General features: G+C 39.5%; 27 protein-coding genes. 17 read left to right on the forward strand and 10 right to left on the reverse strand.

Annotation, left to right across the window (positions count from 1 at the left end; all coding sequences use genetic code 11):
• Positions 1-42: 42 nt before the first annotated feature.
• From mnmA to RIC88_RS15830, 4 genes are all read right to left on the reverse strand, one after another.
• The gene (mnmA, locus tag RIC88_RS15815; RefSeq protein WP_350218536.1) at positions 43-1,161 is read right to left on the reverse strand and encodes a tRNA 2-thiouridine(34) synthase MnmA; all 1,119 of its coding nucleotides are present in this window, start codon (positions 1,159-1,161) and stop codon (positions 43-45) included.
• Positions 1,162-1,720: 559 nt separating this feature from the next.
• Positions 1,721-2,692 (reverse strand): arsenosugar biosynthesis arsenite methyltransferase ArsM, encoded by a 972-nt coding sequence (gene arsM / locus RIC88_RS15820; RefSeq protein WP_350218537.1) that lies wholly within the window; start codon positions 2,690-2,692, stop codon positions 1,721-1,723.
• A gap of 92 nt (positions 2,693-2,784) precedes the next feature.
• Positions 2,785-3,027, reverse strand: coding sequence for a DUF6952 family protein (locus RIC88_RS15825; protein WP_350218538.1), 243 nt, complete (start codon positions 3,025-3,027; stop codon positions 2,785-2,787).
• Between the two features lie 3 nt (positions 3,028-3,030).
• The gene (locus RIC88_RS15830) at positions 3,031-3,345 is read right to left on the reverse strand and encodes a thioredoxin family protein (protein ID WP_350218539.1); all 315 of its coding nucleotides are present in this window, start codon (positions 3,343-3,345) and stop codon (positions 3,031-3,033) included.
• Between the two features lie 85 nt (positions 3,346-3,430).
• On the opposite strand from RIC88_RS15830, the gene RIC88_RS15835 reads away from it, so the two are divergent.
• Both RIC88_RS15835 and RIC88_RS15840 read left to right on the forward strand, forming a co-directional pair.
• Positions 3,431-4,036 (forward strand): hypothetical protein, encoded by a 606-nt coding sequence (locus RIC88_RS15835; protein ID WP_350218540.1) that lies wholly within the window; start codon positions 3,431-3,433, stop codon positions 4,034-4,036.
• A 26-nt stretch (positions 4,037-4,062) separates the two neighbouring features.
• Entirely contained in the window at positions 4,063-4,851 is a 789-nt protein-coding gene (locus RIC88_RS15840; RefSeq protein ID WP_350218541.1) for a hypothetical protein, read from the forward strand.
• Between the two features lie 3 nt (positions 4,852-4,854).
• On the opposite strand, the gene RIC88_RS15845 is transcribed toward RIC88_RS15840, so the two are convergent.
• A complete protein-coding gene (locus tag RIC88_RS15845) occupies positions 4,855-6,627 on the reverse strand; it encodes an ATP-binding protein (RefSeq protein WP_350218542.1) in 1,773 nt (590 codons plus the stop codon).
• 224 nt (positions 6,628-6,851) lie between these two features.
• Between RIC88_RS15845 and RIC88_RS15850 the strand changes: the two genes are divergently transcribed.
• The gene (locus RIC88_RS15850; protein WP_350218543.1) at positions 6,852-7,358 is read left to right on the forward strand and encodes a 3'-5' exonuclease; all 507 of its coding nucleotides are present in this window, start codon (positions 6,852-6,854) and stop codon (positions 7,356-7,358) included.
• Between the two features lie 6 nt (positions 7,359-7,364).
• Here the strand turns inward: RIC88_RS15850 and RIC88_RS15855 are convergent, their stop codons facing one another.
• Complete coding sequence (locus RIC88_RS15855; RefSeq protein WP_350218544.1) at positions 7,365-8,309, reverse strand: LysR substrate-binding domain-containing protein; 945 nt, start codon at positions 8,307-8,309, stop codon at positions 7,365-7,367.
• Positions 8,310-8,467: 158 nt separating this feature from the next.
• Between RIC88_RS15855 and RIC88_RS15860 the strand changes: the two genes are divergently transcribed.
• From RIC88_RS15860 to RIC88_RS15875, 4 genes are all read left to right on the forward strand, one after another.
• Positions 8,468-9,646, forward strand: a complete 1,179-nt coding sequence (locus RIC88_RS15860; protein WP_350218545.1) for an acyltransferase family protein — start codon at positions 8,468-8,470, stop codon at positions 9,644-9,646.
• Between the two features lie 177 nt (positions 9,647-9,823).
• Positions 9,824-10,855 (forward strand): sensor histidine kinase, encoded by a 1,032-nt coding sequence (locus RIC88_RS15865; protein ID WP_350218546.1) that lies wholly within the window; start codon positions 9,824-9,826, stop codon positions 10,853-10,855.
• Complete coding sequence (locus RIC88_RS15870; protein ID WP_350218547.1) at positions 10,852-11,367, forward strand: LytR/AlgR family response regulator transcription factor; 516 nt, start codon at positions 10,852-10,854, stop codon at positions 11,365-11,367. The genes RIC88_RS15865 and RIC88_RS15870 overlap by 4 nt, the downstream gene beginning before the upstream one ends.
• Positions 11,368-11,374: 7 nt before the next feature.
• A complete protein-coding gene (locus RIC88_RS15875; protein ID WP_350218548.1) occupies positions 11,375-11,542 on the forward strand; it encodes a LytTR family transcriptional regulator DNA-binding domain-containing protein in 168 nt (55 codons plus the stop codon).
• On the opposite strand, the gene RIC88_RS15880 is transcribed toward RIC88_RS15875, so the two are convergent.
• Positions 11,523-12,467: an ABC transporter ATP-binding protein gene (locus tag RIC88_RS15880; protein WP_350218549.1), complete on the reverse strand. Its 945-nt coding sequence runs from the start codon at positions 12,465-12,467 to the stop codon at positions 11,523-11,525. The genes RIC88_RS15875 and RIC88_RS15880 overlap by 20 nt on opposite strands.
• A 76-nt stretch (positions 12,468-12,543) precedes the next feature.
• Between RIC88_RS15880 and RIC88_RS15885 the strand changes: the two genes are divergently transcribed.
• The 6 genes from RIC88_RS15885 (at position 12,544) to RIC88_RS15910 (ending at position 16,045) form a co-directional block, all read left to right on the forward strand.
• The gene (locus tag RIC88_RS15885) at positions 12,544-13,254 is read left to right on the forward strand and encodes a flavodoxin family protein (protein ID WP_350218550.1); all 711 of its coding nucleotides are present in this window, start codon (positions 12,544-12,546) and stop codon (positions 13,252-13,254) included.
• A gap of 80 nt (positions 13,255-13,334) precedes the next feature.
• Positions 13,335-13,709: an ArsR/SmtB family transcription factor gene (locus tag RIC88_RS15890; RefSeq protein WP_350218551.1), complete on the forward strand. Its 375-nt coding sequence runs from the start codon at positions 13,335-13,337 to the stop codon at positions 13,707-13,709.
• Positions 13,706-14,998 carry a mercuric transport protein MerTP gene (merTP, locus tag RIC88_RS15895; protein WP_350218552.1) on the forward strand — a complete coding sequence of 431 codons (1,293 nt, stop codon included), beginning with the start codon at positions 13,706-13,708 and terminating at the stop codon, positions 14,996-14,998. Before RIC88_RS15890 ends, merTP begins: the two co-directional genes overlap by 4 nt.
• Before the next feature lie 4 nt (positions 14,999-15,002).
• Positions 15,003-15,215: a GDCCVxC domain-containing (seleno)protein gene (locus tag RIC88_RS15900; RefSeq protein ID WP_350218553.1), complete on the forward strand. Its 213-nt coding sequence runs from the start codon at positions 15,003-15,005 to the stop codon at positions 15,213-15,215.
• Positions 15,216-15,253: 38 nt separating this feature from the next.
• Positions 15,254-15,670: a hypothetical protein gene (locus RIC88_RS15905; RefSeq protein WP_350218554.1), complete on the forward strand. Its 417-nt coding sequence runs from the start codon at positions 15,254-15,256 to the stop codon at positions 15,668-15,670.
• A 9-nt stretch (positions 15,671-15,679) separates the two neighbouring features.
• A complete protein-coding gene (locus RIC88_RS15910) occupies positions 15,680-16,045 on the forward strand; it encodes a glyoxalase superfamily protein (RefSeq protein WP_350218555.1) in 366 nt (121 codons plus the stop codon).
• Positions 16,046-16,052: 7 nt separating this feature from the next.
• Here RIC88_RS15910 and trmB read toward each other — a convergent pair whose 3' ends face one another.
• Positions 16,053-16,715: a tRNA (guanosine(46)-N7)-methyltransferase TrmB gene (trmB, locus tag RIC88_RS15915; RefSeq protein ID WP_350218556.1), complete on the reverse strand. Its 663-nt coding sequence runs from the start codon at positions 16,713-16,715 to the stop codon at positions 16,053-16,055.
• Between the two features lie 25 nt (positions 16,716-16,740).
• Here trmB and RIC88_RS15920 point away from each other — a divergent pair, with 25 nt between their 5' ends.
• Together RIC88_RS15920 and RIC88_RS15925 are read left to right on the forward strand one after the other, a co-directional pair.
• Positions 16,741-17,265, forward strand: coding sequence for a hypothetical protein (locus tag RIC88_RS15920; RefSeq protein ID WP_350218557.1), 525 nt, complete (start codon positions 16,741-16,743; stop codon positions 17,263-17,265).
• A gap of 97 nt (positions 17,266-17,362) precedes the next feature.
• Positions 17,363-17,692 carry a DUF7957 family protein gene (locus RIC88_RS15925; protein WP_502880007.1) on the forward strand — a complete coding sequence of 110 codons (330 nt, stop codon included), beginning with the start codon at positions 17,363-17,365 and terminating at the stop codon, positions 17,690-17,692.
• Positions 17,693-18,035: 343 nt separating this feature from the next.
• Here the strand turns inward: RIC88_RS15925 and RIC88_RS15930 are convergent, their stop codons facing one another.
• Both RIC88_RS15930 and RIC88_RS15935 read right to left on the reverse strand, forming a co-directional pair.
• Positions 18,036-18,962 carry a universal stress protein gene (locus RIC88_RS15930; RefSeq protein ID WP_350218559.1) on the reverse strand — a complete coding sequence of 309 codons (927 nt, stop codon included), beginning with the start codon at positions 18,960-18,962 and terminating at the stop codon, positions 18,036-18,038.
• Between the two features lie 56 nt (positions 18,963-19,018).
• Complete coding sequence (locus RIC88_RS15935) at positions 19,019-19,822, reverse strand: universal stress protein (RefSeq protein WP_350218560.1); 804 nt, start codon at positions 19,820-19,822, stop codon at positions 19,019-19,021.
• Between the two features lie 270 nt (positions 19,823-20,092).
• On the opposite strand from RIC88_RS15935, the gene RIC88_RS15940 reads away from it, so the two are divergent.
• Positions 20,093-20,683 (forward strand): EF-hand domain-containing protein, encoded by a 591-nt coding sequence (locus RIC88_RS15940; protein WP_350218561.1) that lies wholly within the window; start codon positions 20,093-20,095, stop codon positions 20,681-20,683.
• Positions 20,684-20,893: 210 nt separating this feature from the next.
• Positions 20,894-21,397, forward strand: coding sequence for a hypothetical protein (locus tag RIC88_RS15945; protein ID WP_350218562.1), 504 nt, complete (start codon positions 20,894-20,896; stop codon positions 21,395-21,397).
• Positions 21,398-21,523: the final 126 nt, after the last annotated feature.

Below are 21,523 nucleotides of genomic sequence, written 5' to 3' on the forward strand. Positions count from 1 at the left end.
TTGAGTGAAACGCCTCAGGATAGCGGTTTTTTATTTTGCGTATCAATTCTCTCTGTTCTGATGAAAGCTTGAAGTTATCCAACCACCACCAATTACATCATCTCCTTCGTAGAAAACTGCAGCCTGCCCTGGTGCTATGGCACTCACGCCATTTCCGAAATAGACTTTCATGGTATCTCCAACCTGCTCAATAACGGCGGGATTGCCCTTATCATTATATCGCACTTTGGTGACTGTATCTTTTCGTTCGCCTTCGATTGAGGCATACTTCTGCATATTGAGTTGCTTAACGTACATGCCATCTCTGCTCAACTCATCAAAAGTACCAAGCACAACACGATTTGTATCTTTCTGTATTTCAGTAACATATACAGGATAACCTAAAGCGATACCTAATCCTTTCCTTTGACCAACAGTATAGAAAGGATAGCCTTCATGTTTCCCGACTATTTCACCAGAACCTTCCAATATGAACTCGCCACCGGCCACTTCTTTTTCTATCTCAGGCACTCTTCTTTTCAAAAATCCCCGATAATCATTGTCCGGCACAAAACAGATTTCATACGATTCTGATTTGGATACAAGCTCATAGAATTCACGCTCACGAGCCATATCATAAATCTCAGATTTTTTCAAATGGCCAAGTGGATACTTGGTACGGCTCAAGCTCTCCTGGGAAATACCCCATAACGCATAAGATTGATCCTTGTATCCATCCACGCCTCTGGAAACAACATGTCTACCATCCACCTCACGAATGTTCGCATAATGACCAGTGGCAATAAACTCACAATCCAGCTTGTCTGCCCTTCTAAGCAAAGCATCCCATTTGATGTGTGTGTTGCACATGACACATGGATTTGGCGTTCTTCCTGCCATGTACTCATCGGTGAAGTAATCGATTACCGCATCACCAAACTCCTCTCTGATATCAATAATGAAATGTGGAAATCCCAGGTTTACTGCAATATTTCGTGCGTCGTTGATAGAGTCCAGACTGCAACAGCCTGTTTCCTTGCTACTTCCTCCGGAAGTTTGATAGTCCCATGTTTTCATGGTCATTCCTATCACTTCGTATCCTTCTTCGTGAAGCATCACTGCGGCCAGTGAGCTATCAATGCCGCCACTCATGGCGACTAAAATTCGTCCTTTTTTACTCATTGTTTCGTACTTCTGCCGGGTTCACAGCCGCGGTTTATACATAATCGGCACAAAGTTAACTGGTATTTTAGTTAATTAGTTATTAATGGATTAGTTAATTGGTTGAATTCTTCCCTCCGTGATAATGAATTTTGAAGACTTTCGACTTTTGAGCCTATGGCTAAAGCTAAAGATTGAATCACTGTTAAATTTAAAAATTTACCGGCTCATAAAAACCACCATCTATCCATTCTGTAAACTCACTCGTAGTTCCATTTTTAATTAAGATTTTAATTAATAGAAATAGATCAGTAATTATAGTATCCAATCCTTCTCTTCGTGGATAATCACCATTCTAAATTGAACTAATGTGAAATATTTAATTGAGGTTGGTTTGCCTTCAAAGTTGAGATTGTCAAATTTTATCTATTTCTTCAATTTTATCAAGGAATTCAATTTGAACACTATCCAAAACAGTCAGTGTCTGACTGTTAGAATAAAAACTAATCGCCATTTGAATTATTAAACCAAAAAGACATCTCCTAATCATATCAATTAACCAGTCTACTAATTAACTAAACTAGCAACACCCACCGCCATCATAAAAAAAGGTGCTTTCACTTACATAGATATCTTCACTGCCTGTAGCTTTTAGGTTTCCTGCTGTCTTATCGCAAACAGATAGTGGCTGATTGTACATTAGAACATGTCCAGCATGATCATCAAAGTATTCCTTATCTCCCGTATATATGGCTGTTTTTCCGGTAAACACGCAAGGCCCGTCTGCTGGCATAGGATCCTTGATGGCGCAAACTTCTACGCTTTCGATGTATATTGGCTGATTAGTATCGTAATGCTTAGTGTCAAGGATTCTGTAGGGTCTTTTGGCACGAATCTCAACGGTACCGAAACCAACATCGGTAATCATTTTGATGTAGTCTTTAAGCGGCAAAGCACCACTCAGGCATAATCCTCTTAACTCGGGATCATTCTTAAGGTTTTCAGGCATTACGTCTTCACTGATTGGATCTGATAACACCAAGCGTCCATGTGGTTTAAGTACACGATACATTTCCCGAAGTGCCTTTTTCAAGTCATCCTCATGAAAGATGTTAAAAAGGCAGTTCTGAGCTGCTACATCAATTGTTTTATCTTCTACAGGTAAGTTTAGGGCATCCCCTTTTCTCAGACTCACAAAATCAGATTGAAACCAGTCATTAGAAGCTTCAGCTTCTTTGAAGTTTCGCTCACAAGCGTCCAGCATTTCATCCACTACGTCTACTCCTACCACTCCATTGGATTGTCGGCTGAAATAAGAGAATTGCAATAGTTCCATACCTCCACCAACACCGACATACAGAATCTTGGGATTATTGATAAGATCTCTTGGATGCACGGTGCTACCACAACCATAATTCATCTGCTGCATGATTTTGGGGATGTCTAGGCCCGGAAATGCCCAAATAGGTGTTGTTGTACAGCAAAGACCAACGTCCGGTGTTTCTGCAGCTCTTTTGTAAATGTCTTTTGTGGTATCTAAGTATGCTTCCATTATAATGATTAATAGCCTGTGAAATTACTTCAGGTAATCTACGATATTAGTACTGGTGCTGGACTTTGGAGGGTATTTGTCGGCGAGCAATCTTATGAAATAGAATTGCGAACTCTCCCGGTATATTCCCGTAAAGCAGTTTTAAAATCCAATTCATTTTCTTCCATTGACTGGATAATCTGAAGTGCTGCATAAGCATGGGTTAATTGCTCACCCTCATCCTCTCCGGGAATTTCGATTTCAGGCTTTTGCTCATCGGCGATAGCAGCTTCTGCTTTTTCCAGTTCATCTTTGGAGTATTTCTCGACCAGTTGTTTAATAGCAGGTATTTTCATTTGCTAGAGTTTGTTTATCAGTTCTACAACAGATTCTTCTTTACTTGTGGCCTGGCCATCTACCAGTTCTCCATTTTTGAATGCTGCAAAATATGGCAGGTTAGTCACTCCGGCAAGCTTACGAGCTTCTGGGCTCTTCTCTGCATTTACGTCTAAGAATGTTATGTTTTCAAAACGATCATCTTCGGAAAGTCTTCTGAACTTTGGGGCGAATAAACGGCAACTCCCGCACCAATCTGCAAAGTACTTTACAACTACTTTTTCGCTGTTGTTTAGTGTCTGAGTGAAGTCATCATCTGTCTTAAGTTCTACTGCCATGTTTTATGTTTTTGAGCAAAACAGCAAATTAATTCAAAATGTTTCGTTCTGTTGGCTTTCTTTGCGACTTAAAATTTACAAACAGATGGCACTAAAAACGTTCGTGAAAATCAGCAATATCAATAACCTTTCGGATGCGCGTTATTGTGCAGGGATGATGGTTGATGTTCTTGGGTTTAACATTGACCCAACATCAGATTCATTTGTTAGTGAAGGTGATTTTGCGGAGATAACCGACTGGGTGGCGGGTGTCAAATTTGCTGGAGAGTTTAAAGGTGCCAGTCTGGATCAGATCAAGGAGGCCGCAAAACTTTACCGACTTGACTACATTCAAATAAGTGACATTAACATTGTTGAGCAAGTCGGGTTGTTAGGCAAACCATTAATCGTTTGTATAGAGATCAATTCAGAATCCGAATTGACTGAGCTAAAGTCGAATTTAAGCTACCTCGACGAGCTGGCAGAGATGGTTATAATTAAATCCTCGGCAAAAAGACTATTTGATGAAATTGACGCTCAGATAAGCTACTATAATGGTAGTCTTCGGTTGTTAAAAGGATTTGGAATTGAGGAAAACAACGATCTTGGGAAATTTCCGGGATTGGAGTTAGAAGCTACAGAGGAAGATCGACCTGGTTTCAAAGACTATGGTCAGATTATGGACGTTTTAGAATTGATTGAAGAGGACTAATTTTTATCCGAATCAACTTTAACCTTATGAAGCTATTCTTAAACTATTTACTGATCATAACTACCATCATCTTTTTTTCATGTTCAAAAGATGATGGTAACACACCTCCGGATGACATGAGTGAACCTGACGGTGAAACCGATTTCATTGATTCGTTTGACGGGTCTGGAGCGCTTGTAGACTATACCACAAATAATGCATCTGCACTACCAAACGTGCAACAGGTAGATGGAAGATACAGAGCTGAGCTTACAGAAAACTCGGAAAACCAAACACTTCACTTTAATGAGGAACAAGGAAGGCTGGATGCTAAATTGGTCAGTTTTCCATTTGAGTTTATTGCCAGAAATATAGGAATTGGAACCCTGGGTGATTCTCAGATTGCTCCTGCACATTCCGGAGAGCCATATAATTTCGCAGGTGTTCAGGTTCATGTTTTGGATTTGAATGATCCAAACTCAGCGCATGTGGTGGTAGGCCACCGAGGAGCTACAGGCTTTACCATTGAAGGTAAGAACACTTTGAATGGGTCTTCATCAGTTGACGACATAGGAGCAAATACAGTTCCTGATGGTCGAGCAGATATCAGAATTGTTGGAAATGAGAATCAAACGCTAACGGTATATTGGCAAACACCAAATCCAGATCCAGCAAACCAGTCCGATGACTGGCAATTGTATAATGGTACAGGAAATCTGCCGGGTCAAGCCCCGACATTCGCTGAAGATGTTTATGTTGGGCTAATCACATACGCCTTTTATACCGCAGGAGTACCGTTTGTTGGCACTTGCGATCAAATAGAAATTACCGATTAAGTATTAACCTTTTTTCAGTTGAACGTGGAAAGTGGTACCCTTTCCAACTTCGGTATCATAAGTGACTTCTCCCCCCATTCGCTCAGTGAACAGCTTTACTATTGATAAACCAAGACCAATGGATGCTTCTCCTTTTGTAGGGCGTGCACTTAGCTGTTGATATTTTCTGAAAAGCATCTTTTGATCTTCCTCTGTAAGGCCTGGTCCCTGATCCTGAACCGATATTTTAATCATATCATCTATTTCTTCAGCTTTCATCGCAATAGTAGAATTAACTTTACTGTATTTGATTGCATTGGAAAGTAAGTTGTCAACGACCTGGGATGTATAGACCTTATCTGCAAGAACCGATGGATTATTTGACAATTTCAAATTAATTTCAATGGACTTTTCTTTCGCTTTGCTGGCATTTTCAGTAACAACCTGATCCAGTAATGGCTTCAGTTTAAAAGGTTCGATTTTTAAATTATGCCTTCCGGTCTCAATCGCATCTACATCTAAGATTTTGTCAATAAGAGAACTCATCTTTTCTGACGATTGAAGTATAAAACCTAGCAGTTTTTTTCCCTGATCAGATAATTCTTCACTCGACTCTATGATCTGGGAGCCGTTTAGAATATTGGCAAGCGGCGAGCGGAGGTCATGAGCCAAAACCTTAATGAGGTTATTCTTTTCCTCATTTAGAGCCCTCAATTGATCGTTGGCTTGTTCCACCAGCTTTTGCTGCTCTAATAGCCGATCATTGTTGCTTGATTTCACTCTATATAAAGCAAACAATAACGACAATACCACGAGAACAACTAAAATAATCGTTACTAGAATGAGGGTGAGACGTTCAGAGTCCTGATCTCTTTTCGCAGACTCTAATAATCGTTCGTATTGAGCTTCTTTTTCTCTATTAGAAAGCACAATCTCCTCAAGAGGTCCTATTTCAGCAGATTTTGAAATGCGATCGATTATTTCAGAAGCATTATTCCCTAAATATCTTGTGATAATTTCCTGTTTGTCTTTTTCAAATTGCGAACTATTGAAGTAGTCTTCAACCGGTTCGTCCCAGTCGGTATTTTTTGTGTAGATCAATGCTAAACCCTGGAGTTTTATTGGCATAAAAAACTGACGTTTTACATCGGTATTGTTATCCACTGCTACAAGGAAATTTGCAATATCAACATAACCAAAGCTATTGGGCACTTCACTTATTCGATCTATGATGTTTCCACTATTCTTTACATATTCGATCGAAAAATCAATGTCGAGCTGACCTTTTAACCGGTCTAGTGATTCAACGAGGGTAGTATTCGAAATGGAAATGGCGGTATTGCCTTCAAGTATAGTTGCCAATTCCGACAGGCTCAGGGCTATAGGAAGGTTGTTATTTGAAATTAATACAGCCACATCAGCCATATAAGGGGCAGTAAAATTCAGATACTTACTTCTCTTTTCAGTTATTGATATGGATGAAGCTCCAAAGGTACCTCCGGTACCATCCCGGACTGTTTGAATGACCTCATCAAACCCATCAGTCTCTATCCACTTCAGCTCAATGGAAAGTCCGTGTTTTTTATTCAGATAATTGACGAAAGATACCGCCAGGTCATGTTCAATACCATCGATGATATCCAGAGAGTTTTCAATGATGACGTTATTGGGGTACCAATAAAACTCAACTGCTCCCTCTTTATCTTTTAGAATCTTCTTCCATCTATCACCGCTAGCTATTATTTCGCTAAAAGGGATTAGTGATAAAAAGAGAGAAAAAATGTACTTGATCCGCATTAATAGATAGCTGATTTAAACCAAAATTAGAGCTGAATTCGCCTATTCGAGATGAAAACAATGAATAAACTACGAACAATTCAGGCTTTTAGATGAATGAAGTATTTCTGTGGGTTAAAAATCATGGCTAATTGCACAAGAACCTTTTAAAACTCAATTCGGGGTACTTTTTGGTGATTATTCAAAAAATACAAGCATTAGGCCTGATTGACTAGATTTGGATCATGCCATTAGAATCTTTCTCAGCCTTGGATTTTGAAACTGCTACATGGAATCCTTCCAGTGTATGTCAGATTGGGATTGTGAGAATGGAAGATGGAAAGGTAGTTGAGAAAGTAAATAAGCTCATTCAGCCTCCTAAAAACGAATATTTCTATAAAAATATTGAGGTACATGGAATCAAACCGGACGACACAAAAGATGCTCCCTTTTTCGAAGAAGTATGGTTCGATGTTCGACATTTAATTGAGGATCAGGTGGTGGTAGCGCACAATGCTGACTTTGATGTGAATTGTCTTCGAAGCAGCCTGGCCTATTATGATCTTGTACAGCCCGATTTTGAAGTGAGATGTACGCGTGTGATCTACCGACGAGGACTTGCTTATCTAAGTAAAAAGTATAAAATACCACTAAACCATCACGACGCACTAAGTGATGCCAATGCATGCGCACAACTCTATTTAAAACATCTGCATAGACAAGCCTTACCCAAAACAGGAAGTTTGTTTTAACCAAAATCACTTCCATTTTTCCCCAATTCCTGGATCTACTACTTCTCTTCCATTTAGCGTCCGCATTGGCGATGGGACATTGGCTTTTATCTCTTCATTTAATAGTTCAAATAGGTGTTCTTTCCCTGTCATTTTACGAGTAACAAATCCCACCTCTCGAACTTTCTTTTCGAGTGGAATAAGATTTTGTTCCTGATCAGAATCGAGGCTTAAAGTAGTTAGTTCGGGCAATATGGTAGACCCTCCGTGATAGTCTACCATACGAATGAGTGAGTCAATCGAGTTACAGTGATATGAAAGCTGATTATGTGTTTGTTTTTCTTTAAATGAGCAAATGTCATTGACCTGATCTCTGAAGCAATTACCTTCATCCAGCAACCACAATTCATTAAGGTCTATTTTAGCCACCTGTAGCGGAGGTGTTCGATAAGGTTTCGATTTGTCCTGATAAAGAAAAAAGGATTCGTAAAATAGCGGCGTGACAACTACCCCCTGACGGTTAATTGGTGTTGAGATGATGCCTCCATCCAACTCTCCGACTCGAATTTGCTGAAGTATTTCCTCAGTCAGCAGTTCATGAATTTCTAATGAAAGGTCGGAATATTTAGTGAGTAGGGAGTCAGCAAACAAGGGCACCAAATACGGTGAAAGTGTAGGTATAACCCCGATTCGTAAAGTGCCACTAAACTCCGTCCCAAGAGTGATTGCATACTCTTTCAATTGCTTTCCTGCCGTCACAATTTCACTGGCCTTCATTAAAAATTTCAACCCTTGCTCTGTCGGTTCAATCCGAGACTTAGATCTATCGAAAAGTGATATACCAATCTCATTCTCAAGGTTTTTAATCTGCAGACTTAATGCTGGCTGTGTCATTCCTAAAGATTTGGAAGCCTCAGTGAAGGAACCGAGTCGTTCCAGCGTAAGCGCATATTCTAATTGCGTCAAATTCATAAACAATATTTATGAGATATTAGAATTGATAAATTTATCATATTCACTTTTAATTCGGACTGTTAGTGTCATTCGTCACCAGTTTTTTGCGGGTCGTCAACAAAATTTCACGGCCTATTTAGATAATATCACTTTCGATTCCATAAAACTCAAAAATTATGGAACGACGACACGACATTGACTGGCTCAGGGTAATCGCAATTATCCTGGTGCTCTACTTTCACACCGCCATGATCTTCACTGCAGAGTGGGACTGGCACATTAAAAACGATGAACTTAGTTACCTCTGGTTAGAGTTCAATTTTTGGCTTAGTCGGTTCAGGATGCCACTTCTTTTCTTCATTTCAGGTTATGGAACCTACCTGGCATTGAGAAAAAGATCACCTTGGAGGTACTTGAAGGAAAGACATAATAGATTAATGGTTCCACTGATCTTTGCTATGATTGTGATCGTTCCACCTCAGGTTTATTTCGAGCGAATATTCAATGGTGCAACGATGAGTTATGCCACCTTCTGGCCCACGATCTTCGAAATGAAACCCTATCCTGAAGGTAATCTGTCCTGGCACCACATGTGGTTTGTATTGTATTTGTTTATCTACTCTGCCATTTTACTCCCGATTTTTCTGTGGCTAAGAAAAGATAAGGTAAAAAATTACCTGGATCGACTCATCGAGCAGTATTCGTGGATTTCTTATGTTTTATTGATTGTTCCTACGGTTCTTATTTATGTGACCTTCACCGTATACACCAACCGCACGAATGCATTTATTGGAGACTGGGGCTGGATGACTTATTGGGGTAGTTTTTTTCTCGCCGGATACATTGCCGGCATCATTCCTGCCATGTGGAAGCGCATTGAATCAGACACTCGAAAACTGGTGGGATTGGCACTACTTAGTACGATCATATTGAATTATTTCCGATGGAACAGAATTGGGCTGGAGGGTATTGGTGAAACGCTTTACCTGATACTATTAGCCGTTTCCGGATGGCTGTGGTTGCTATCTATGCTTTCACTTGGTAAAAGGTATTTGAATAAGCCTCATCCGATTTTGGCATATGCAAACCGGGCGATATATCCATTTTATATTCTGCACCAGACCATCATTATCATCATTGGATATTACATCGTAACATTAGTTGATGAAGGGATTTTGGCGAAGTATCTTTTTGTAAGCACAGTTAGTTTCATTCTATCCGTTGCAGGATATGAATACTTCATTCGTCCTTTTCGGATAATGCGTTTCCTTTTTGGAGTGAAAGAGTTATCTAAAAAGGAGAAACAAAAAGACTTTAGTAAATTGGAAGAGCGAGCTGAATTTAAAGCTGCCTGATTATTTAACCCAAAAAAACTAAAACCTGTCATATCGAATGTAATGAGATATCTATGTTTAATGTAAGACGGTCTACTAATAAAGGATTTCTTATTTAATTACAAAGATTTCTCCTATCGTCGAAAAGACAGGTTTTAGTTTGTTGAATTCAAGAAATTAATTTCATTATAAACATCAATGAAAAACCTGTGGCCTAAGATATTTCCTGCCCTATACGGATTCATTATTTATGGCACCTTGCGCGTGGTGAATGATACCATGGGCAAGGGCTTTAAGTTTTGGGAACGGCCACTGTATATCAATGTCATTGAGTTTGTTACCGTAATCATTGTAGGCTACATCTTCACATACATTATCAGTGTACAAGAGCGTAAATACTTTAGTGATGATGCCAGTGAGTTGACTTTAAAACGGGCGAGCAAAGAATTATTAGGAGTTATCGGAGTTGCTCTGCTTGTGGTCTATTGTACAATTATTCCAATGGCGGCTGTGACGGATGACGGGCTTTCTCTTAGTGATTTGGTTCAAATCACCATCATTCCTACGCTCTACATCGTGCTGTATTTCGCTATCCGAAGGGGTAATTTTTACATCCAGGCTTTTGTTCAAAGTAAGCTCAAGCTACAGCAGATAGAGAATGACCGGTTAAACTCTGAATTAAATTTTCTGAAAGAGCAGTTCAGCCCACACTTCCTTTTCAATGGATTAAACAATATCTATTTCCAGATGGATCAAAGTGTTCCTGAGGCAAAGAAAAGTGTAGAAAAACTATCAGAGTTGCTGCGATACAGCTTGTACCAGGACCAGCAGAAATTAGTGGATATTTCAAAAGAAATTGAGTTTATTCAGCTCTATGCTGAAGTACACAAAGTACGTAAAGATGATGATCTGGAGTTGAGAGTGGATTTGAAAAAAATATCAGGTAAAATTTATCCCCACTTATTGATTCCATTGGTAGAAAATGCCTTTAAATACGTAGAAGGAAAAAAGCCGTTCATTGAAATGAAACTAAAAAAGGAAAGTGGATATGTGGTGTTTACCGTTTTAAATTCTAAGAGGGCAATGAAAACGGATGATCTCACTCGATCAGGAATTGGGTTGAATAATCTTAGGAGAAGACTTGACTTGCTCTATCATCAGAATTATGACTTAGTGATTCTAGATAGAGAACATACCTTTGAAGTGGTACTTAAACTACCTATCCAATGACCATCAAATGCTGCATCGTAGATGATGAGCCGCTCGCCCGAGCCGGAATCGAAGGGTACATGGAGCAGATACCCTACCTCACCCATCTTGGCTCCTTTAGCTCCGCATTGGACCTACTGAATAAATTAGAAGAACTGAACCCTGATCTATTATTCCTTGATATTCAAATGCCGCACCTGACAGGTTTGGATTTCGTGAAGAGTCTCAACAATCCGCCTAAAGTAATTTTTACTACGGCATATGATCAGTATGCTTTGGAAGGATTTGAATTGGATGTGGTTGATTACCTCATGAAGCCTATCTCCTTTGATCGTTTTTTAAAAGCCACAGAAAAGGCAAAAACGCTTTTTCAGGGTACTCAGGATTTCTTTTTTGTGAAGACAGACAAGCGCATGGAAAAAGTCCGTTATGATGATATATTATTCCTGGAATCCATGCAGAATTATGTGATCCTGCAACTCAAAGAAACCAGACTAATTACTCACACTACACTTTACTCACACTACACTTAAATCCATCGTGGACAGCCTGCCATCGTCATTTATTCAGATTCATAAACAGTATGTGATCAATAGAAATCATGTGAATGCCCTGGAAGGCAATCAGGTAATTATTAAGGATAATAAACTGCCTGTAAGCAGAACCTACCGCGATCAGGCGCTTAACGCTATTTTGAATAATCGGTAAGCTTAAGACTTACACCTACTTTGTCACCTTTTTGATATGTGCCGGGAGAAGACAGTGCCTGAATGGTTTCATGCGCTGTTTTCACTTCAATTAGCTCATGGTTTCCGTGAAAATAAACTGCCTTCACCTCTCCTGCCTTTCCATGATTATTAAGTGTGAATTGTTCCGGTCTGACAATCATTTGTTCGGATGATGAAGACCATTTAGTTCCATCGATGACTTGATAAGCTCCAAAAAGTCCGGCAACATAGTGACTTGATGGACTATGGTAAATCAATTTAGGAAGGCCCTTTTGGACCATCATTCCTTCTTTGAGTACAAGTATTTCATCCGCCCATGGTAGAAGGTCTGTAGGATCGTGTGAAGCCATTAGAATAGTTGCATCAGTTTCCTTACCGATATCGCTAATCACCTCCTTGATGATTCGTTCATGATGTGGGTCTAAGTTGGAATACGGCTCATCTAACAAGAGAACAGTAGGTTCTTTTAAGATCACTTTAGCCAATGCTACTCTTTGTCGCTCCCCTCCCGATAAAGCACGTGTGTCCTTATCCAGAAGTTGTTTTACCCGACATAGTCTTGTAACCTGATCAAACCTTTCTTCCTCGATCGAATTAGTCTTAAGATATTCGATTACCTTAATGAACTTGGGTGATTCGAAGGATTGTGATAAGTATGCCATTTGAGGATGACCCGGAATTAATCGGTCGAGTTTGGGGTAAACGGACGAACCATCCATCAGGACATCACCTTCATCCGGTTTTTTCAAACCCCCGATTATTCGCAACAAAGTAGACTTGCCTGATCCGGTTTCACCGGCTATACCAATTTTCCTGCCTTTGCCAACTTCCAATGATGAGCAGGCAAATGCCGGTCTGTCCGAAACATAGCTCTTCTTTATATTTTGTAATTTTAGAAAGGACACGGTTTTAAAATAACACTGATCTGACCAATCAGTTTATAAATGAAGCGCAAAGATCACATTTTATCTTAATCAAAACATGAGCAAACCTGATTTCTCTTCCCTTTCAGCACTTTTCATCAATTGTACACTTAAAAAATCACCAAGACAAAGTCACACACAAGGCCTGATGCAAGTTTCCATGGATATCATGGAAAAGGAAGATGTGTCAGTGGAGTACATGCGATTTGTAGATCATGATATCCCTTATGGGGTTTATCCGGATATGACCGAGCATGGATATAAGTCAGATGAGTTTCCTGAGCTGTTCAAAAAAGTAATGAAAGCGGATATTTTGATTATTGGTACTCCTATCTGGCTGGGTGAAAAGTCCTCTGTAGCTACAAAGCTTATCGAGCGACTTTATGGAATGAGTGGTAAACAAAACGATAAAGGCCAATACATCTACTACGGCAAAGTTGGTGGATGTGTGATCACCGGTAATGAAGATGGGATCAAGCACTGTGCCATGAGCATGCTATATGCCCTACAGCATTTAGGATACTCCATACCACCTCAGGCTGATTGTGGATGGATTGGCGAGGCAGGTCCTGGCCCAAGTTACATGGATAAAGAAGCAAAAGCCTATGAAAATGCTTTTACGAATCGTAATACCACCTTTATGACTTATAACCTGCTACATCTAGCCAAGATGCTCAAGGAGAATGATGGATACCCAACTTATGGTAATTCGAGGAAAGATTGGGATGATGGAACACGCTGGAATTTTGAGAATCCGGAGTATAGATAATCTATCATATTTTAGAATTTACTTAAATACTGAACCTTTCCTGTACCTTTACGTTTTAGTAATTACTAAAATAGTAAAAGATGAGCAAGACCTGTATTAGAGTATTGGCGGATCCCGTCCAAATTAAGGAATGCAAAGAATCACTGCATCAAATTGATGATCAGCTAGACCAGGCAACACAGATATTCAATCTTTCAGGAAATCCAATGAGATTGAAAATTCTATTTCTCCTACACAAAGAAGGAGAAATGTGTCCTTGTGATCTGAGTGATGTTCTGGATATATCTGTAGGAGGAGTTTCGCAGCATTTGCGTAAGCTAAAGGACGGAAAGCTTGTCAAGGACAAGAAAGTAGGCCAAACGGTCTTCTATTCCCTGGTAGAAACCAATATTCAAATTATCAAACCAGTGTTGGATGGCTTGCTACTGCAGAATCAAAAAGAAGTAATCTCATGAGTACGACAAATCTATCTTCAAAAAGTGCCAGTGCAGGATTGTTTGCAGCAATCGCAGCTTCACTATGCTGCATCACACCTGTGTTTTCATTGCTGGCTGGTATCGGTGGCATTGCAGCCACTTTCTCCTGGATGGAACCATTCAGGCCATATCTCATAGTCTTGACTATTGGTATTTTAGGTTTTGCCTGGTATCAGAAACTTAGACCCAAAACCGCAGAGGAAATAGCTTGCGAATGTGATGACGATGCAAAACCCTCTTTCTGGCAATCAAAAAGATTCTTAGGAATCATTACCGTCTTTGCAGGTTTAATGCTCTCGTTTCCCAGCTACGCACATATTTTATATTCCAATGGAGGAGGTCAGACACCTGTCGCCTACATTGAACAAGACACAACCAAAACAAATAAGATTGTATTAGATGTAAAGGGAATGACTTGTGCAGGATGCGAAGCTTCCATCGAACATAAGGTTGGCTTACTTGAAGGGGTCAAATCAGTTGACGCCTTATATGCTACCAGTTCAACTACGATAGAATACTACCCTTCAAAAGTGAATCAGAGCGACATAATCGATGCAATCAATGAGACAGGGTACAAGGTGATTGATGACCAGAAAACGAGTTCAACAATATCAACAGATAATGGTAACGTTAGCTTTTACAAAGTGCCTCTCGTTTGCAATGCTGCACCTACTATTGGTTGCGGCAGTCGTGCCAAACCGGTTTTGAATGATTTTGAGAATTCAGAATCAGTTGATGAAGCCTGGTTAAATAGAGCAGGTACTGTTATAGCAGTGGTTTGGAATGAACCGGATTTTATGACCAGAAGAAATTTGATCAATCAGGTTTTTACCAAACATAAGGTGAATGCCAGTGAATTATTAATGGATGGATATGCAGAAAACTTGGAATCATTTCAGGCTAAGTCCGATTGGCTAAAAGGCTCAGATGTTGACAAGCTCAGCAAAGAGGAGGCTGGAATTATTGCAGATCAAATCCTTGTATCAATCAAGAAAAAATCAAGTCTCAGCGCCTCAGATGAAGGAAAATTGAAAGATATGATTACAGAATCATTCTATGATTTCTTTCTGAATTTTGAATCGATGAAAGACCTTGGGAATCCGGAATCCTATAAGTCCAGATTGTCAGAAATCAAGAACTTCGGAGATGACCTTATCGGGTCTGATAACATGCCAACTGTCGATGAACTTTGGAGTGCCTGCTCCAGTGCCGCTAAAAGCTGTGACCATCAGGGGTGCAGTGCATCATGCAAAATTCCAAAAGGATAGATAAATGGAAAAAGAAATAACATTAGAATCAACCATCACCTGTCCAAACTGCGGACATCAGAAGGAAGAAACCATGCCTACAGATGCATGCCAGTACTTCTACGAGTGTGAAAATTGCCACCAGGTGTTGAAGCCCAAATCAGGTGATTGCTGTGTGTACTGCAGTTATGGTACTAAGAAGTGTCCACCGATACAAAATGGAACGTGTAATTGCTGATTATGGATGCAGGTCAAAAACCAGTTTACAAGGCGCGCATGATAGGACGAATTTTTAGATTCTGCCTCGGGCTATTCTTTGTTACAGAAGTTTGGCCAGTGTATCGTGATGTTAGTTGGGAAGGAGTCTTCATAAGACTTTCATGGGCTATCGGCCTTCTTGCTTTTTATGCCCTTCTTCATTTCGCTATTGTTCGGTTTACACCAAAAATAGATCGAGTACTTGGAGCTATTTTGGCTTTCGGTCCATTCCTTGCCGTTTTCTTACTTGGGTATGGAGGACCAGCAGCTACTGGAGCTTTAACCTTTCTATCCGCATCCTTAATACTAGCAGGTATCCGAGCAGATCCAGGCTGTGAAGTGATGACAATTCCAGCTATCTTTTCAGGTAAGCATACGCATTTAGCATGCCTCCTTTTCTCTCCCATCGATTGGTGTGAAAGGAAAATGAACTAATCAATCAACATGGAAGCGTCAGAGATAATCCCTGTTCTAAGAATATTTGACTATAACAAAACCATTGAATTCTACGTCGATTGGCTGGGATTTAAAATTGATTGGGAACATCGCTTTCATGATGATTCACCGATCTACTTACAAGTTTCTTATGGTAATATGGTACTGCACTTGACAGAGCATCATGGCGATTGTTCTCCAGGAGCGAAGGTCTTCATAAACTGCAGTGGCTTAAAGGAATTCCATAAAGGCCTCAAAAAGAAGAACTACAAATACAACAATCCTGGTATCAGTAAAGCACCATGGAAAGATCTCTGCATGGAGGTTACAGATCCCTTTCATAATATATTGGTGTTTAACGAGAAGCGATATTAAGGAGGAATCAATCAATTAAAAACCTAAACTTCATGTACTTGATCTTTTCACCTTTTTCAGTCCAGATGCGTTCGTACTTGGTCTTAATCCCGTGATGTTCTTCCAGCAAAGGAGAGTTATAGAGATCAAACGTAAATTCATGATCTTTAATCTTGAAATCTGTCAGCACCTGCAAGGTGTACTCAAATAGTTCAGTATTGTCCGTTTTAAACCTAAACCACCCATCAGGTTTTAAAATGTGTTGATATTTTTCCAGAAATGATTTATTGGAAAGTCGATGTTTCTCATCTCTATCTTTGGGTCTTGGATCTGGGAAAGTCAGCCAGATTTCATCTAATTCACTTTCACCAAATAGGTCAAGAATTTCAATGATATGAATCCGCAGAAAGGCTACATTATCCAGCCTATTCTTTTGTGCATATTGGCTGCCTTTCCAAATGCGATCCCCTTTGATGTCTATCCCAATGAAGTTCTGGTTCGGAAATTTTTCCGCAAGAGAAATGGTGTATTCCCCCCATCCACAAGCTAACTCTACTACGATTTGATTATTATTACCAAAGAAATCTTTCCAGTTACCCTGGATGGTTTCGAAGATTGGTTTTCCGGACTCAATGACATTCTTGCTTGCAATGTTTTCAGAAAACTTTGTTAACTTATTTTTCTTAGCCAATGTATTTCAATTAAAACTCACTATCATGAAATCAACTCTCCTATTTTGTTCATTGCTTGCTTTGTCTCTTGCTACTTATGCTCAGGAAGAAGCTGAAGTAGTAAAGGCCGTCGATGATTTGACCATCAAATGGGACATTGAAGCCGAGAAGCTGCAAACTTATGAAGGGTTAGGCAGTTTTTGCGGGGAATCTGTTTACAGAAAAGAAATTATTGGTATGCTGGATGAAATACATCACTACGATACACTTCTCTATGGTATTGTAACACGAAAATTTGCTGATAATCAAGATCCTGAAGCTAAAGAAACCCTTGATGACATTCAGACATTAGAGAGTGAATACACCACCAAAGCTTTTCGCAGGTTTATTCATAAAGAATGTAATACTTACAATGAAATAGAGAACAACCTGGGTAGAGCGAAAGGCCCTGAATATGAGGAAGAAGTGAAAGCGCTTGAGGATGAATTAAAGAAATATGTAATAGAGGTCACCAAGCAAATAGACTTGATTGATGAGCATATTCATCACCTGCATTTGGGTGAGGATTAGTTGCAGGTGGATTGAAAGGATGGTCAGTAGACGTGGTAATCTCCTAGCTACTGGCTATAGACTTCTTATCTTTTTTTTATCTGTGTCCGTATAGGAAATGGAAGTTAACTCAGACGATAAAACCTTAAAGATTAACGGTAATAAAATATGCTTTGATTATCCCATCAAAGATTTCAAAGTGATTAACAATTATTGTATTGTTATGCTTAGAATTCCACCAAAGTCTTATTTCAATGAAAATGTATTTGGATTAGATAAAGATGGAATTATCTGGCAGGTAGAAAAGCTCCAGTATAATCACGATGATAGTCCATTTGTATCCATTTTTGATGAAGATGACAAAGTTAGATTGCAGAATTGGGATGGAACTCAATTAATTGTAGAACCAAGTACAGGTAAAGTACTAGATCAAAAATGGTTTAAGTAAGCAATGTGACTAACACTTTTTTCCGCCCTTGTTGGAGTTTCCGCCCTTTCTTCGTCAGTTAGATATTTGATGTAACTCTTCTATGATTTCCGCCCTTGTTGGAGTTGTCTCCAACAAGCATTCTTCGTCAGTAGATATTTGATGTAACTCTTCTATGATTAAGTGGTTTGCTGGTCACAAGACCAACAAAGATGAAAAAGATGCTGTCCGACTCAGTAACGCTAGGAAGGGACGCTGTAGCTAAATAAGAAAGCGTAGTTGCAAACTAGGTTTAGGTGAGTTTAGAAAAGCTGCTGATGACTATTGAATGATCAATATTCTTAAATAGTCCGATCTAAAATCATCACAACTTCATCAATGCCTCAAAGAATCCCATGTTTTCCCCTCTGTCTTTTACTACAAGAATGGGAATGTCTGAATCAAGCATTAGCACTTTCTCCACAATGGAGCCAATCAACAATGCAGAACTGGTGGTTCTCCCTCGAGAGCCGATGAGAATTAAATCCATCCCTGCATCATGTGCATGCTGATTGATAAGGTCTGCTTTTGGCTGATCATCTGACAAAATATACGTACACGGATATTCCTCCATGACATTATTCTCCCTTAGAAACTGTTTCATGTCGTTCATTGCATGCCCCTTCATGATACCTGCAAACTCCGCATGTGTTTTTCCTGTCTTGTAAAAACCTATGGGTACATTATACAAGTGCGAAAAATGGATGTTTACATCCGTACGCTCTTTCAGCTTCAAAGCCAGATTAAGCGAAATGATCGAATGCCGAGAGAAGTCAACAGGTACCAATACATTTTTGATTGTGGGGTTAAACTTCTCTGTCACAAACAAAATAGAAGCGGGGCTTTTTCGTACTATATGTCCGGCAAGTAATCCTGATCCTTTGAGGCTTTTCTTACGCCCTAAAATCACCAAATCAGCGTTTTTTATTTTAGACAATCGCAGAAATGTCTCGAGCGGCGGACCTTCCTGAACAATGATATCATGCGCTATGTCATTATCCGCAAAGAGGTGGGATACTTTATCTGCTATGCCATCAGCAATGCTTTCATCCAGGGGTGCTAAAAGATCCGGGTATTTATCCCTGACCTCCTTTGGAAGCTCGAGTTCTTTGGCCACATGCATAAATATGACACGCTTAAGCGGAATGGTTTTTAATAAAATGCCGAGGTACTCAATGATTCGATCATCCATTTCGGTAAGATCTAATCCCACCATCGCCACTTCATAATTTGGTTTATATTCTGCTTTCATTTTATTAACATTTACCCATTACCCAATTTTTCACTGCCAGTGTCTCCCTTTGGTGACTACTGAAGCACCAATACAGGTATTGGGCTGTGAAAGGCCATCTCTTTCGTCAAACTCTCATGAAAGAGCCTTTCCATGAAATTATAGTTTTTTGAAATAATTGTGATCATATTCAGTCCATTCGTTTTAGCATATCTGATCAACCCCCACTGAACATCATTGCTTTTTACAAAATGAGATTTATAGGATATTTTTTCCAGGGTAGCTTCCAATGCATCACGATTGCTTTTTTCCTGATTTGTCATGGTTTTTTCATTCCTATTCAAGGTAATCAGATCTAATTCAAATTTTAATGAATCTGCAAGGCGATTAAGAAGATCTAGTTTTTGGACAGGGACCTCTTCACTGTAATCACATGCCAGCCCTACCTTTGAATTAGGCATCAATGAAGCATCTTTCGGAACGATGATTACCGGGATATCAATACTCTTAATGATTTTCGCTGTTTTCGTTCCAAAAAGCTCACCAATTCCGATAGCACCTTTTGTACCCATCACAATGAGCCCGATTGATTCGTGTATTGCAAAATAGATAACAGCATCTATTATATCACCCAAGACCTGCTTAAAGGAGTGGTTTTGAGCACTCAGTCCAGGAATCTCTTTGCTAAGCTGTATAAAGTGTTTTCTAACACTTTCTTCCATTTGATCTAAGTTTCCTTTCTGGTTAAAGCCCTCCGAATATGGACGACTATAAGCGTGAAGAATGACCAACTCACAATTCAGCTGTTGATTCAATTTGACAGTCTCCTTAAGTGCCTGAATGGACTGTTTGGAAAAATCGGTAGGAAAAAGTATTCTCATTTCTATAATGTTATTAACAATCGTTTGCTACTATACGCCGGACAGATGACTTATTCAACGCGATAAGTTTACTATCCAATAGTTCAAAGCTCCTATAGAAATAAGTTGTCTCAGATGATGAACAGAAGGATTTGACCTGATTTTTCTCAGATACTGAAATCGAGCTCGATCCTACCTGTTATTAAGTAGTCTTTTATTACTCATGGTAACATAACAACCTGAAAGTCTCGTTGCTCTTTTATAGCTTCGATGCATAAAATCTGATGAATCGTGCTGATAACTGATACCATACGCAAGTGGATGCTATTCTTTTACCTGATGGACACCAACAAGGATGGTGTTTTAGAGCCAAGGGATTTTGAGGAACTTCTGAAGCGGCTTTATCAAACCCGGAAGGGCCTCTTCAACCCTGCCGAAAAAAGGTACTTAAGGTATATGACTATCAAAAACTTTGATCGGCTCCTCATGGAATCGGATGGCAAAGGACGAAAAATCACGGTGCACGAGTGGATTCGAATAATTAAGCGATCAAATGAAGGTCATGAAAAATCTCATTTTATCCGATGGTTTTCTGCCTCTGTGGTTCGGTTCCTCTTTGACCTGTGCGATCATAACAAAGACGGATTCATTGATTTTGATGAGTTTGAAACCCTGTATAAAATCCTGGGACTCAACAGAGGATCCATTATCAATGCATTTAAAGAACTGGATATCAACCGGGACGGGAGATTGAGTAAATCAGAGATGTATGAAGCCATCAACGATTATTTCTCTTCCAGCAATGCGACGATCGATAATCACATCTTCGGCCAGATCAAAAACATCAATCCGGATTACTTGAGTAAGTTGGTGATTGGATAAACAGCATCCATGATTGGTAGATCATTCCCGAATCCTGAGCAAGCGGATATCAGAATCTCATAATATCAAAACCAACCCATTTGTTAAGATCCTACATGTATTGCCAGCAGGCAGATTACAAGAACAAAATATATGCGCTGCTCAGGTGACCTTCCATGAAACCCACGTCAAATAAGCATCAAAAAAACTTCTGATTAAAAAGAAAAATTTATGGGAACAACCATTCTTGGACTGTTGGCAATCACCCTATGTATACTGCCTTTCTTAGGTATTCATTTAAGCAGAAAAAAAACAGAGAAGGAATTAATCTCAGGTCTTAGAACCATAGCAGATGCATGTAACAGCAAGCTGGCATCCTGGGATTGTGGCGTTGAGTTTGCAATAGGGATATCATCCCCAAAGAATTATCTTTTTTTCTATAAGAAGAGAAGTGGAACGCTGATCAAACATTGTGTTCCTCTTTTTGATATTCAGAATTGCACCGTGAACTGTATCAAAAGGAACATTCAAAACGGAAATATCAGTGAGACCATCATCGATAAGCTGGAACTGGTACTGATACCTTATAATCCTCAAAAGACTCCTATCGTATTTGTTTTCTTCAATTCAGATGAGCACTTTCGACCGAATGGAGAACCACCACTTATTAAGAAGTGGGAAGCCATAGTTAATGATGCACTGAATGAACGGTCTACTTTTCCAATCGCATCTTAATGGGGCTTAATGGGTAAAGGATCTTTTTCTTTCCCCCTCGGGTTACTCAAGGCTAATGAGAGCTTGTTCGTGCCTTAAACCAAGTTTTTCGTCCTTGTTGGAGTTGTCCCAACAAGGATTCTTGTC

Source organism: Ekhidna sp., assembly GCF_040220215.1.
Taxonomy (GTDB): Bacteria; Bacteroidota; Bacteroidia; order Cytophagales; family Cyclobacteriaceae; genus Ekhidna.

Bases quoted from the DNA above. Each gene is read 5' to 3' on its own strand.
- RIC88_RS15885 (WP_350218550.1), top strand. From the start codon at position 12,544: ATGAGCAAACCTGATTTCTCTTCCCTTTCAGCACTTTTCATCAATTGT.
- mnmA (WP_350218536.1), bottom strand. From the start codon at position 1,161: ATGAGTAAAAAAGGACGAATTTTAGTCGCCATGAGTGGCGGCATTGAT.
- RIC88_RS15905 (WP_350218554.1), top strand. From the start codon at position 15,254: ATGATAGGACGAATTTTTAGATTCTGCCTCGGGCTATTCTTTGTTACA.
- RIC88_RS15865 (WP_350218546.1), top strand. From the start codon at position 9,824: ATGAAAAACCTGTGGCCTAAGATATTTCCTGCCCTATACGGATTCATT.
- RIC88_RS15920 (WP_350218557.1), top strand. From the start codon at position 16,741: ATGAAATCAACTCTCCTATTTTGTTCATTGCTTGCTTTGTCTCTTGCT.
- RIC88_RS15825 (WP_350218538.1), bottom strand. From the start codon at position 3,027: ATGAAAATACCTGCTATTAAACAACTGGTCGAGAAATACTCCAAAGAT.
- RIC88_RS15830 (WP_350218539.1), bottom strand. From the start codon at position 3,345: ATGGCAGTAGAACTTAAGACAGATGATGACTTCACTCAGACACTAAAC.
- RIC88_RS15845 (WP_350218542.1), bottom strand. From the start codon at position 6,627: ATGCGGATCAAGTACATTTTTTCTCTCTTTTTATCACTAATCCCTTTT.
- RIC88_RS15850 (WP_350218543.1), top strand. From the start codon at position 6,852: ATGCCATTAGAATCTTTCTCAGCCTTGGATTTTGAAACTGCTACATGG.
- merTP (WP_350218552.1), top strand. From the start codon at position 13,706: ATGAGTACGACAAATCTATCTTCAAAAAGTGCCAGTGCAGGATTGTTT.
- RIC88_RS15930 (WP_350218559.1), bottom strand. From the start codon at position 18,962: ATGAAAGCAGAATATAAACCAAATTATGAAGTGGCGATGGTGGGATTA.
- RIC88_RS15890 (WP_350218551.1), top strand. From the start codon at position 13,335: ATGAGCAAGACCTGTATTAGAGTATTGGCGGATCCCGTCCAAATTAAG.
- RIC88_RS15945 (WP_350218562.1), top strand. From the start codon at position 20,894: ATGGGAACAACCATTCTTGGACTGTTGGCAATCACCCTATGTATACTG.
- RIC88_RS15835 (WP_350218540.1), top strand. From the start codon at position 3,431: ATGGCACTAAAAACGTTCGTGAAAATCAGCAATATCAATAACCTTTCG.
- arsM (WP_350218537.1), bottom strand. From the start codon at position 2,692: ATGGAAGCATACTTAGATACCACAAAAGACATTTACAAAAGAGCTGCA.
- RIC88_RS15935 (WP_350218560.1), bottom strand. From the start codon at position 19,822: ATGAGAATACTTTTTCCTACCGATTTTTCCAAACAGTCCATTCAGGCA.
- RIC88_RS15870 (WP_350218547.1), top strand. From the start codon at position 10,852: ATGACCATCAAATGCTGCATCGTAGATGATGAGCCGCTCGCCCGAGCC.
- RIC88_RS15910 (WP_350218555.1), top strand. From the start codon at position 15,680: ATGGAAGCGTCAGAGATAATCCCTGTTCTAAGAATATTTGACTATAAC.
- RIC88_RS15925 (WP_502880007.1), top strand. From the start codon at position 17,363: ATGGAAGTTAACTCAGACGATAAAACCTTAAAGATTAACGGTAATAAA.
- RIC88_RS15860 (WP_350218545.1), top strand. From the start codon at position 8,468: ATGGAACGACGACACGACATTGACTGGCTCAGGGTAATCGCAATTATC.
- RIC88_RS15840 (WP_350218541.1), top strand. From the start codon at position 4,063: ATGAAGCTATTCTTAAACTATTTACTGATCATAACTACCATCATCTTT.
- RIC88_RS15855 (WP_350218544.1), bottom strand. From the start codon at position 8,309: ATGAATTTGACGCAATTAGAATATGCGCTTACGCTGGAACGACTCGGT.
- RIC88_RS15900 (WP_350218553.1), top strand. From the start codon at position 15,003: ATGGAAAAAGAAATAACATTAGAATCAACCATCACCTGTCCAAACTGC.